We start from the raw sequence: 12,141 nt of genomic DNA on the forward strand, positions 1-12,141 counted from the left end.
TTTATATTCTTATTTAAGTAAAATATCTTTTATTGTCGTATTTAAAATTTTGTATTTATACCAGCGTAATAATATCCGTTTCTTTTTAAAAAAAGGAGTCTTTTTAAAAAAATTTTTTTTAGCTTCTTTACTATTATTTTTTAAAATATAAACATACTTTGATAAACCAGGAATAAAACTTTCATAATTTTCTGCTCTGTTTAATGCTATCGATAGAAACTGTAATTCTATATACCAGTCGGTTATACCTGTAAAAAATTCTAAAATAGATTCTTTTTTGTTTATATCTACTTTGTTATTATCGATTCCAATTTGTTGTCCTTTATGAAGTCTATAATAACCCAGAGTTTCCGGAATTGCTGATATACTATTTTTAATTGCTAATTTAATTGCTATTTGATAATCATGAATTAAGCCAGAATCTAACGGTAAAATATCATTTTTAACTTCTTTTTTGAAAGCTAATGCTGCACCCGTTACAACATTATTGTATTTAAGTAGATATTCAACAAATTTACTGTTTAGTGAAATATTATTAAAGACATTTTTAAATAATAATACATCCCAAATAGTCTGCTGTAGCTCACTATCTTCCTTCATTAGCTTTAAATCGTGAAAAAGTGCCTTGCATTGTGGTTTTTTTTGAAAGTGATTCAATACGGTTTCTATTTTGTAGGGAAACCAAACATCATCCTGATCTGACAGAAAAATGATATCTCCGTTACATAAATTTATTGCCTTTTCAAAATTTTTAATTACCCTTAGATTAGTTGTGTTATGAAAGAATTTTACCATAGAGGGATATCTACTTTGAAATTCTTCAATTATTGAATGAGTCTTATCTGTTGAACCATCATCACAAATCACCACTTCATCTGGTTGAACTGTTTGAGATACAATACTATCTAATTGTCCGCTTAGATAATTTTCTCCGTTATAAGTACATATCGCAACTGAAATTCTCACCTCTTATCCACTAATAAATTTATAAATTCGATGTAATATTTTATACAGAAAATTATTTTCTATTAATTGAATTTTCTTTTGAAGTTTTAAATTGTTGTCTTTTAAGAAAATATTTTCATAGTTTAACTGAATTATATTAGGTATTTTTTCGTTGTTTAAATACAATTCGGAGTGTTTTTTAATTATATATCTAAAACTATAATTTTTTTTGTATTCATCTTTGTTAATATCCTGAATCATAGATCCTCCATCTTTCATTCTGTAATAAAAACCTAAATAATCAAGTTTTAAAACTATCCCTTTATTATTCTTTAATAAATTAATCCAAAATTCCCAATCTTCATATCCAAACTTCATGTTTATGTCATATCCGCCAACTTCTATAAAATCTGATTTTTTAAAAAAAGATGAACAGAAAATCATATTTTCTAGTAGAAGATTTACAAAACTATATTGAGCTAAAATATAATCATCATTTCTTGTTCCAAAAAATTTAGCCTTACAATATATTATGCAAATATCTTGATCTTGTTTTATTTTGTTATAAGCTAATTCAAGATATTTATCAGCAATTTTATCATCAGCATCCAAAGGCAATACCCACTCTCCTTGTGCAAATTTAATTCCATAATTTCTGGCTGAACTTAAACCTCCATTTTGTTTTTTTAAATACTTAAATCTATCATCTTTCAGACACCATAAATTTGCTATTTCTTGAGTATTATCTGGTGAACCATCATCAACAATTAAGCATTCCCAATTACTAAATGTTTGATTTAAAACTGAATTTAAGGATTCATCAAGATATTCTGCCTGATTATAGCAAGGGACAATAATTGATATAAATGGACTATTTGTCATAGACTTTTACGATACAAAATTTTATTTTTAAGATTATAGATTTGATATGGAACTTTAAATTTCATAAAATAATAAAGTATATTTTTCTTTCCTTTATAATTTTTATACTCTTTGATAAGAGTGCTATCTACATAATTTCTTCTATATAACTCTACCATGTTTTTGGATATAATCTGAGCGTAGTCACCATTTTTATCATTATAAATCTTAATCCTAACTATTTCGGTATCCATTTTTTCATTTTTTGAAAGATTATTTGCATGCTGCCTGTAATATCCTAATACCTCATCAACATAATCAAATTTATAATATTTAGAGTATCGTAATAGAAATTCATAATCTTCTACAAAATACTCAGTGTTATATGTACCAATTTTTTCATAAACTTCTTTTTTTACTAATGTCGTTAATGCTATGACAATATTATTTTGAAAAAGAATATCTCTTATTCTATTCTTATCAAACCCGAAATTTTTAAACAATAAGTTACCTCCTATATTACCTTTTTCATCTATAAAACTAGCATTGCTGTAAACCAATTTGTATTCTTCTGGAAGCTCTTTGAATTTGTTTAATAGTTTTAAAAATAAATTCGGATCCATAAAATCATCCGCAGCAATAATTTTAATGTATTCTCCTACAGATAATTTTATACATTCGTTCAATGTATTACAAAGTCCTATATTTTTAGTATGAAAAATTTTTTCAGCTTTAACGTTATGTTGATTTAACCAATTTTCGATAACATGAGTAGAGTTATCCTTTGAAAAATCATCGGCTATTATCAACTCCCAGTTTGAATATGTTTGATTTAAGAGACTACCCAAACACTCTTCAATATAGTCCGAATGATTATAACATACGATAATTACTGATATCAGAGGATCTTTTTTCATGCTAATATTTATTAACAGATTCAATGATTTTATTAACCTCTTCACTATTAATAACACTGCTTATGGGTAAGCTTAGTACTTCATTACACAGATTTTCTGCTATAGGATAAGTTGTGTGATTATATTTTTGATAAGCTTGTTGTTTATGCGGAGGTATTGGATAATGAATCAAAGTCTGAATATTTTTTTCTTCAAGGTATTTTTGAAGCTCATCCCTATTGTTTGTTTTAATGACAAAAAGGTGCCAAACGTGATTTTTATTATTAATGCAATTTTCAATCTGAGGTAACGTTATCTCAGAGTTTATTATTTCATTTAAATAGCGGGCTGCTACTATTCTTCTTTTTTGATTATCCTTGTCTATATATTTTAATTTGACATCCAGTACGGCTGACTGTATTTCGTCTAATCGACTATTTAAGCCTATATATTGATTAACATACTTCTTATTTGATCCATAATTTGCCAAAGCTCTTATAGTTTTTGCTAAATCTTTATCATTGGTTGTAACAGCTCCTGCATCTCCTAATGCTCCTAAATTTTTACCCGGATAAAAACTAAATCCTGCAGCATCTCCTAAAGCTCCCGTTTTTATTTGGTTCCACTCTGCCCCAATAGCCTGTGCATTATCCTCAATAATTTTTAAATTATACCTAGTAGCTATTTCTTTTAACTTCTCTGAATACACTACTTGTCCATACAAATGGACTATCATGATTGCTTTGGTTTTAGAAGTAATTTTTCCTTCTATTTTTTCAATGTCAATATTAAATGTAGTATTATCCGGTTCTACAAATACAGGAGTTAAATTATTGTCAGAGATAGCTAACACCGACGCAATGTAAGTATTGGAAGGTACAATTACTTCATCTCCATCTTTCATAAAGCCTAGTTCTTTATATCCCTTTAATATAAGCCTTAAAGCGTCTAAGCCATTAGCTACTCCTATTGCCTCATCAACTTTAATATAACTTTTAAGATTAGCCTCGAAATTTGCTACCTCTTCTCCTAACAGATACCATCCGGAACGAAAAACTTTCATTAGTCTTTCTTCTATTTCAGTTTGATATTGCAGATTGGTTTTCTGCAGATCTAAAAATTTTATCATAATCTCAACTTTTATAGAGACATACTGCCCCCCATGAATAGCCTACACCAAATCCTGCTATAAGAATTTTATCTTTGTGATTATTATTAGTTATTAAATTTTTTAAAGAAATAGGAATTGTAGATGATACAGTATTTCCATAATCTTCCATATCAATAATGAATTTATTATCTGGTATTTTAATTAATTTTTTCAAATATTTTAGCATATATGTGTTTGCCTGATGAAACAAAAATTGATCAACAGAATCTAACGATTCGTTGTTTTTAGCCAAAGTACCAAAGATTAGGTCCGGAACTACTTTTGCAGTAAATTTAAAAATTTCTGGGCCGTTCATAAACAGATAATCATCGCTAGGAAAGGAAGTATCACCTGTTTTATCATTTTGCATACCTCCATTTTTAATCATCAAATTTTCACACCCACTTCCGTCACCTCCTAAAGAAAATTCACCGATTTCGTATTCTCCATTATCTGAAATTAATGTAGCTGTAGCAGCATCACCAAATATGCTTCTATTTCCTTTATCTAAAGGATGTATATGTTTGGAATACATTTCAGATGTAACTAAAACTACATTTTTAGCAACCTTAGAAATTATTAATCCTTTAGCTAAGGTCAAGCCATAAATATATCCGGAACATCCTTGATTAATATCTATTGCGCCACAAGAAGTCGGTAACCCAGCTTTATTTTGTACAATACAAGCCGTAGCAGGTAAAAAATAATCGGGAGACTGAGTACAAATAATTAAATAGTCAATCTCTGACTTATTGATCTGAAATTCTGAGCAAAGATTTTGAATTGCTTCTATTGCCATATCAGAAACTTTCTGATCTTTACCTGCAATTCTTCTACTTTTAACTCCAATTTTAGAAATTATTTTGTCGTTGTTCCATTCAGGAAATAAATTCTCTATATCTTGGTTTGTAAATTTATTTTCAGGTAAATAATATGAAATATGTTTTATATATGCTTTCATCATATTATTATTTTATTAATTTTAAAATTAATCAAATAGTCATTGAATAATTTTATATTTGTTTTTTTAGAATAAATATTCATAATGTAGACAGTAATATACAGATTTTATAAATTTAACTATTTTATTTTATCAATTATATAAGTTTATTAATATTTTATAATTCCTTCTTTAGAAATTACTCCTTTTTGTTTAGCTGGATTCCCATACCATACTGTATATGGAGGTACATCCTTGGTAATAACACTTCCGGCTCCTATTAAACTATAAGCTCCTATATTATTACCTGCTACTATGGTAGAGTTAGCACCAATTGATGCTCCTTTTTCTATTTTAGTTCTAATAAATTTTTCAGGGTATCTTTTGGATCTAGGAATTAAATCATTGGTGAAAGTTACATTTGGACCTATAAAGACATTATCATCTATTTCAATCCCATCCCATAGTTGAACTCCAGACTTTATGGTGACATTGTCACCAATTTTCACATCATTTTCAATAAAAACATTAAAATTGATGTTACAATTCGCTCCTATTGTTGCATGTTTTAATATGACAGAATATTGCCATATTTGGGTGCCTTCTCCTACATTTTCAGTCTGCACTTCAGCGGTGGGATGAATTTTAATCATTTTTATAATTTTTAAACTCTGTATAGTCTCTGAAATAATCTTGTTCATTATATTGTTCTGATGCTAAACATAAAAGCACTGCATTATGGGAAAATCTAATATCCCTCCAGATGAGCTTAGGAATATATAATCCTTTATTTGGGGAATCAAGTACAAAGTCAAATTTTCTCCCTTCAATGTCTTCTGTATTGAACTCAATAGTACCTGATACAGCAAAAATAATTTGTTGTAATTTTTTATGTGCATGACCTCCTCTTATGATATCTTGCGGAATATAATAAGTCCAGTATACTCTTTCAATTTTAAAAGGTACATTTTTTTGCGCTTCTGCTACTGTAATAAAACCTAGTTGAGATGAGCCAATTTTATTAAACTCAATTATTTGAGGAGTTTTATACATTTTTTAAGTCATTTTTTATTTTGGTCGTTGAAATATTTTCAGTTCTTGTTAAATATACAACTTCACAATATTCTTTTAAAAAATCAAATTTATCTTTCCAATCATCTCCCATGACAAATACATCTGCATTATATTTAGTAACGTCACTGATTTTTTGTTCCCAATTATCCTCTTTTATAACCTGATCCACATATTTAATTGACTCTAGTATATATTTTCTTTCTTCAAATGTATAATAGCTTTTTTTTCCTTTTAGTTCGTTAAATTCATCTGAAGATACCGCTACTATAAGATAGTCACCTAATTCTTTGGCTCTTTTCAATATATTTATATGACCTCTGTGAATTAAATCAAAAGTACCATATGTAATAACTTTTTTCATTCTATTTGTTCTTTAATATAATTATAAATATTATGAGAAGCTAAATTATTTCCTGGCGGTAAAAGATAATTTTTTTTAAATATTTCTCTTTCTTCTTTTTTAGGATCTTCTCCATCTAAAACTTGTTTGATAAACAAGTCAATTTCATCATAATTTTTTGCTAAGTAATGTACACTATAAGCCATAACGCCAAATGTGTTTAGTCTTTTGCATATAGAATCGTCTATATCCGTTCTTAACACCGGTTTGCTAGTATATAAATATTCTATTAAAAAGGAACCAGAATCATGTATCATTGCATCTGATGTTTTAAACAAATCTACATAATCGCTATCATTTAAATTTCCATAAGCATGAGCTGACCATTTTTGATAGTAACGATCTGTCCTTTCTTTTCCCCATTTTTCATGCTCATACAGCTTTATTTTTAACAAAGGGTGAGGTTTAAAAACAATTTCTAACTTTCCTTTATATTGGTCTAAAATTTTAAATATATAATCATAATAAACTAAAAAAGAGGAAAAGCTAATAAAATTTTTATCATCATCAATGGTATGATGAGGAGCCCATATTAGTTTTTTTGTGTTTTTATGTTTCCAAAATATACTCTTATCAATATTCTTATCCTCTAACAAAAAGTCATCTGTTCCTGGAAAACCTGTAACTACGACATTTTTTCCTCGATTTCTAGCTATATCTACCGAGTACTTTTTATGAATATCTGTTTCAGCAAATATTTTCCATACCTGATTATGAAAATCCTGATCATGAAATAAATTTAACATATGTGAATTACCAAAATTATAGGGAACATAACCAGTTAAATAATTTTTATAATTCTCAATTAAATATTCAGGTTTTGATAACCTATGTGGATTAGTAAAAAATATTATATCTGGTTTTAATTCCTTTTCAACATTAATCCATGTACCATCTTTATTCAATGCTTTTTTTATACGATATCCTTTTGATTTAAATCCTTCATATGCCTTGTCCATATACTCAACCATGATTTCATTCCCATAAGATTCGTATGGGCAAACCAATATCAATGGCTCAAATCTTTCATCATTTTCAAATAATTTATACAATAAGCTATATTTCCAAACAGGTTCGTGAATTAAAAAAAATAAAACATTAATTTTTTGATTTTTCCTATACTTTTTTCTAATTTTTCTTAACGATTGACTATGTAAAAAATTAATTCTAGCTAATTGAAGTTTGAAATATTTATTATTACCCAATATTCGTTTGACTAATTGGATTATATGTTTTATCGTTTTTTTTACCATATTAAAGAAAGTCAATGTGATATTCTATTTCGGGTATTACAGCTCCTGGCAACCGATCTGGATTGACATTATTTTTTGTGATTTTTGGAATAATTTCAAATTGAAATAAATTTTCATCAAAATCTGCTATAAGAACACCTTTTTCTCCAAACCATACTTTAATTTTGTAAAAACCTTGGTTTAATAAAGGATAAGGAATAGATATATTTATTTTATATATACCATCTTTAGAATCTCCTTGTGCTAAGGGCTGAACCATTGTAAACATTACAGAATCATATTGATTAAGTATTTTAGCATTAAAGCCTACGGTTGTTTCTTTTTTAAAATTTCTTATAACAAAACTTAAGTCAAATCCTGAAGTTGTATCTAATAATTCATTCTTATGTCCTTTAATATCAAATCCTACTATTTTTATATTTTGATTTCCAGGAGCTTCTTCTTCGTTCCATTCTCTAGAGCCGAAAGTATCTTTAACTCCTGTATTCAAATAATGTTCAACTACCTGTTTAGTAGAACCTATTAAATCAATCATTCCATTTTTAAGAAAAATGCCACTTGTGCATAGTTTTTCTACTGCTGCCATATTATGACTAACAAAAAGTACTGTTCTTCCCTCACCTTTTGAAACATCCCCCATTTTACCTAAACATTTTTTTTGGAATTCTGCATCTCCTACCGCCAAAACTTCATCTACAATTAATATTTCAGATTCTAAATATGCCGCAACAGCAAATGCTAACCGTACATACATTCCGGAAGAGTATCTTTTAACAGGGGTATCTATATATCTTTCACATCCTGAAAAATCTACTATTTCATCAAATTTACGTCTGATTTCACGACGTGTCATTCCTAAAATAGCTCCATTCAAAAAAATATTTTCCCTTCCAGTCATTTCTGGATTAAATCCTGTTCCTACTTCTAATAATGAGGCTATACGTCCATTAATTTTAAAATTACCTGTAGTGGGCTTGGTAACTTTGCTTAGAAGCTTTAAAAGGGTTGATTTCCCTGCACCATTTCTTCCTATAATTCCTACGGCCTCTCCTTTTTCAATTTCAAAGTTTATATTTTTTAATGACCAAACATAATCTGTATCTCCTTTGTGAGTACGATCGTTTATTTCACCAATTTTCAGATATGGATCTTCTTTTCCTTTCAAACTAGCCCACCACCTGTTTAAGTCGTGAACAATGGTTCCTGTTCCTACTTGTCCCAGACGATATTGTTTAGATATATTTTCAGCTTTAATTGCTAATAATTTACTCATATAAAAATTGTTTAATAGGCTTAAACCGTATCCATAAAACTTTTTTGTACTTTATTAAAAACTATTATACCTATAAAAAATATAATAAAAATTACTAAAGTAGAATATAATAACATGCCAGTATCAAATTCACCAACACCTAAATAACCGTATTTAAAACATTCAAATATACCTGTTAAAGGGTTAATGTCCATTAACCATTTATATTTTTTCGGAAATGAAGATATAGGCACTATGACTGGAGTGAGGTACATATAAAGTGATACACCAAAACCTAAGAGCATCGACAAATCTTTATATTTGGTAGTCATAGAAGAAAAAATCATTCCAACTCCCATAGCAAATGCAGCCATTAGCAAAATTAAAAAGGGCGTAAATAAAATCCAAAGATTAGGTTGTATTTGTCCTTCGAAATAGTAATATAATACTATGACTATAAAAAGAATATATTGAACAAAAAATCTCATCAAGTTAGACAATACTATTGAAATTGGCATTACTAATCTCGGAAAATACACCTTCCCAAATACTACTGCATTACCCACAAATACATTTGAAGTACTGTTTAAACAAGATGAAAAATAATTCCATAATGTTACTCCTGCTAAATAAAATGCCAACATTGGGGCTCCATCTGTAGATAACCCTGCTACTCTACCAAATATAATTATATACATTAATGTAGTAAGTATAGGGTTAACAAAAAACCAAATGGGACCTAAAATAGTTTGCTTAAATGAAGTTATAAAATCCTTTTTTACAAGCATGTATATTAAATCTCTATATCTCCAGACTTCATTCAAATTTAAATCAAGTAAAGAATGTTTCGAAGATATCTCATCTGTCCAAACCTGTTCTTCTTTGTTATTTTTTAATGTATTATCCATTAATTTTTAGTGTTTATGATAAGTAATATTTTTTAGATAGGAACCATATCCGCTTTTTCCATACTTATCAGCAATTTCATGCAATTTTTCTCTTGATATGAAACCTCTTTTAAAAGCGGTTTCTTCAATACAGCCTATTTTTATTCCCTGTCTTTTCTCAATTACCCGAATATATTCTGTTGCATCATGTAAAGAATCAAAAGTTCCAGTATCGAGCCAGGCCGTCCCTCTATCTAAAACTCCGACTTCTAAATCACCTGTTTTAAGATATTCTTTATTGACATCTGTAATTTCATATTCTCCTCTTTTAGAGGGCTGTAAATTTTTAGCAATTTTTACTACCTTGTTATCATAAAAATATAATCCGGGAACCGCATAGTTTGACTTAGGTATTTCTGGCTTTTCTTCAATAGAAATTGCTTTCATATTTTCATCAAATTCAACTACGCCATATCGTTCCGGATCGTTTACGTGATAAGCAAAAACCACTGCTCCATTTAATTGGGTTTTCTCTCTTAATAATTTCCCTAATCCAGAACCATAAAAAATATTATCTCCTAATATTAATGCAACAGAATCTTTCCCTATAAATTGTTCTCCTATAACAAATGCTTGAGCAAGGCCATTAGGTTCATATTGTATTTCATAAGTAAGCTTACACCCTAAATCTGAACCATCTCCTAAAAGTTTCTTAAATCCTTCCTGATCATGTGGGGTGGTTATTATTAATATTTCTGTAATATCCGCATCAAGCAAAACAGACAAAGGATAATAAATCATGGGTTTATCATAAACAGGCATCAGCTGTTTACTAACAGCAATAGTTAATGGGTATAATCTTGTTCCCGAACCTCCGGCCAATATAATTCCTTTCATATTATTTTATAATAAATCCTTTAAATATTTTATTAAAATCAGATCTGTCCGATTTGTTTTTTAAATCAACGGCCTGAACAATCACTGTGTTTTTTTGAACTTCAAAAATATATATATCTCCATATACTTTTGCATTTTTAGTATCATCTGCTACATATGAACTAACTAAAACTTCAAACCCTGCTAATTTTGATTTGATTTTATCTTCGGTTACTTTAAAATTGACTTTTTGATAATAAAATTTCAACTTATTGATTTGATCATTCATTGTTGAATCAAAAGAAAGTGGTTTTCTATAGATAGTAATTCCTATCGTATTTTCTATTTGATAATTCCCAACTTTATCTAACTCCAAATATCTTACTTCATTATTAATACTGTCTTGTTTTACACTCCATCCTATCGGTAATGTAAAAGCCAGATTTTCTTTTTCATACTTTTTTTCTTCAGGTATTTGCTCTTGTTTTTGAGAACAGGAACAAGCAATGAATATTATTGTAAAAAATAGTATTTGTATATTTTTCATCTCCTTTGAAATTAATGATATTGCTGTTGATAATATTTTTGATAAGCCCCACTGGTCACGTTCTCTAACCAGTCTTTATTAGCTAAATACCATTCAACGGTCTTATCCAGACCTTCTTCAAAAGTGACACTAGGCTTCCAGCCTAATTCCTTATTAATTTTTGTAGCATCTATGGCATAACGTAAATCATGCCCCGGGCGATCTTTTACAAACGTTATTAATTCAGCGCTCTCTCCGTTTTTCCGCCCTAATTTTTCATCCATTAAATTACATAATAAATAAACCAAATCAATGTTTTTCCACTCGTTGAACCCTCCAACATTATAATTTTCTTGGTTTTTACCTTGATGAAAAACTAAATCAATAGCTATTGCATGATCTATAACATATAGCCAATCTCTAGTATAATTTCCATCTCCATAAACCGGTAAAGGCTTTTTATTTATAATGTTATGAATCATTAAAGGAATTAATTTTTCAGGAAAATGGTTAGGTCCATAATTATTAGAGCAATTGGTAATAACGATAGGTAAACCATAGGTGTCTGAATATGCTCTTACAAAATGATCTGATGATGCCTTGGATGCAGAATAAGGGGAATGCGGATCATACTTAGTTTCTTCAGTAAAAAAACCTTCATTACCTAAAGCCCCAAATACTTCGTCTGTTGAAATGTGGTGAAACCTTTTTCCTTCAAAGGAATTTTTCCAGCATTCTTTGGCTGCATGAAGCAAATTAACAGTTCCTATGATATTCGTTTTAACAAATTCCAACGGTGAAGTTATAGATCGATCTACATGAGATTCAGCAGCTAAATGTATAATTCCGTCAGGTTGAAATTCAGAAAATATTTTACTGATTTGTTGCTCATCTGTAATATCTGCTTTAACAAATGAATAATTTTGACAATCTTCAATATCTTTTAAATTTTCTAAATTCCCAGCATAGGATAAAGAATCCAAATTCAAAATCTGATATTCAGGATATTGATTTACAAACCTTCTAACTACATGTGACCCTATAAATCCTGCCCCTCCTGTTATTATAATTTTTTTCATTT

The 12,141-nt window shown here is 28.7% G+C and carries 14 protein-coding genes; all 14 read right to left on the minus strand.

Annotated elements, in window-relative coordinates; genetic code table 11:
- Window positions 1–9: 9 nt before the first annotated feature.
- The 14 genes from EOV51_RS03900 to rfbB all read right to left on the minus strand — a co-directional run bounded on the left by EOV51_RS03900 (window position 10) and on the right by rfbB (window position 12,139).
- Window positions 10–966, minus strand: a complete 957-nt coding sequence (locus tag EOV51_RS03900; RefSeq protein WP_128150051.1) for a glycosyltransferase — start codon at window positions 964–966, stop codon at window positions 10–12.
- A 3-nt stretch (window positions 967–969) separates the two neighbouring features.
- Window positions 970–1,827 carry a glycosyltransferase family 2 protein gene (locus tag EOV51_RS03905; protein WP_128150053.1) on the minus strand — a complete coding sequence of 286 codons (858 nt, stop codon included), beginning with the start codon at window positions 1,825–1,827 and terminating at the stop codon, window positions 970–972.
- A complete protein-coding gene (locus tag EOV51_RS03910) occupies window positions 1,824–2,723 on the minus strand; it encodes a glycosyltransferase family 2 protein (RefSeq protein ID WP_128150055.1) in 900 nt (299 codons plus the stop codon). The genes EOV51_RS03905 and EOV51_RS03910 overlap by 4 nt, the downstream gene beginning before the upstream one ends.
- Window position 2,724: 1 nt before the next feature.
- Window positions 2,725–3,831 (minus strand): DegT/DnrJ/EryC1/StrS family aminotransferase, encoded by a 1,107-nt coding sequence (locus EOV51_RS03915; RefSeq protein WP_181951008.1) that lies wholly within the window; start codon window positions 3,829–3,831, stop codon window positions 2,725–2,727.
- 4 nt (window positions 3,832–3,835) lie between these two features.
- Window positions 3,836–4,816, minus strand: coding sequence for a 3-oxoacyl-ACP synthase III family protein (locus tag EOV51_RS03920; RefSeq protein WP_228427716.1), 981 nt, complete (start codon window positions 4,814–4,816; stop codon window positions 3,836–3,838).
- Window positions 4,817–4,962: 146 nt separating this feature from the next.
- Window positions 4,963–5,445 carry an acyltransferase gene (locus EOV51_RS03925; protein ID WP_128150059.1) on the minus strand — a complete coding sequence of 161 codons (483 nt, stop codon included), beginning with the start codon at window positions 5,443–5,445 and terminating at the stop codon, window positions 4,963–4,965.
- A complete protein-coding gene (locus EOV51_RS03930; protein ID WP_128150061.1) occupies window positions 5,438–5,845 on the minus strand; it encodes a sugar 3,4-ketoisomerase in 408 nt (135 codons plus the stop codon). Before EOV51_RS03930 ends, EOV51_RS03925 begins: the two co-directional genes overlap by 8 nt.
- Window positions 5,838–6,227 carry a glycerol-3-phosphate cytidylyltransferase gene (tagD, locus tag EOV51_RS03935; protein WP_128150063.1) on the minus strand — a complete coding sequence of 130 codons (390 nt, stop codon included), beginning with the start codon at window positions 6,225–6,227 and terminating at the stop codon, window positions 5,838–5,840. Before tagD ends, EOV51_RS03930 begins: the two co-directional genes overlap by 8 nt.
- Window positions 6,224–7,318 (minus strand): CDP-glycerol glycerophosphotransferase family protein, encoded by a 1,095-nt coding sequence (locus EOV51_RS03940; protein ID WP_228427717.1) that lies wholly within the window; start codon window positions 7,316–7,318, stop codon window positions 6,224–6,226. The genes tagD and EOV51_RS03940 overlap by 4 nt, the downstream gene beginning before the upstream one ends.
- A gap of 202 nt (window positions 7,319–7,520) precedes the next feature.
- Window positions 7,521–8,792 carry an ABC transporter ATP-binding protein gene (locus EOV51_RS03945; RefSeq protein WP_128150067.1) on the minus strand — a complete coding sequence of 424 codons (1,272 nt, stop codon included), beginning with the start codon at window positions 8,790–8,792 and terminating at the stop codon, window positions 7,521–7,523.
- 20 nt (window positions 8,793–8,812) lie between these two features.
- Window positions 8,813–9,679: an ABC transporter permease gene (locus tag EOV51_RS03950; protein ID WP_128150069.1), complete on the minus strand. Its 867-nt coding sequence runs from the start codon at window positions 9,677–9,679 to the stop codon at window positions 8,813–8,815.
- A 6-nt stretch (window positions 9,680–9,685) separates the two neighbouring features.
- Entirely contained in the window at window positions 9,686–10,555 is an 870-nt protein-coding gene (gene rfbA, locus EOV51_RS03955) for a glucose-1-phosphate thymidylyltransferase RfbA (protein WP_128150071.1), read from the minus strand.
- A 1-nt stretch (window position 10,556) separates the two neighbouring features.
- The gene (locus tag EOV51_RS03960) at window positions 10,557–11,081 is read right to left on the minus strand and encodes a hypothetical protein (RefSeq protein ID WP_128150073.1); all 525 of its coding nucleotides are present in this window, start codon (window positions 11,079–11,081) and stop codon (window positions 10,557–10,559) included.
- 11 nt (window positions 11,082–11,092) lie between these two features.
- Entirely contained in the window at window positions 11,093–12,139 is a 1,047-nt protein-coding gene (rfbB, locus tag EOV51_RS03965; RefSeq protein WP_128150075.1) for a dTDP-glucose 4,6-dehydratase, read from the minus strand.
- Between the last annotated feature and the right edge of the window lie 2 nt (window positions 12,140–12,141).

This window comes from Apibacter raozihei (genome assembly GCF_004014855.1).
Taxonomy (GTDB): Bacteria; Bacteroidota; Bacteroidia; order Flavobacteriales; family Weeksellaceae; genus Apibacter; species Apibacter raozihei.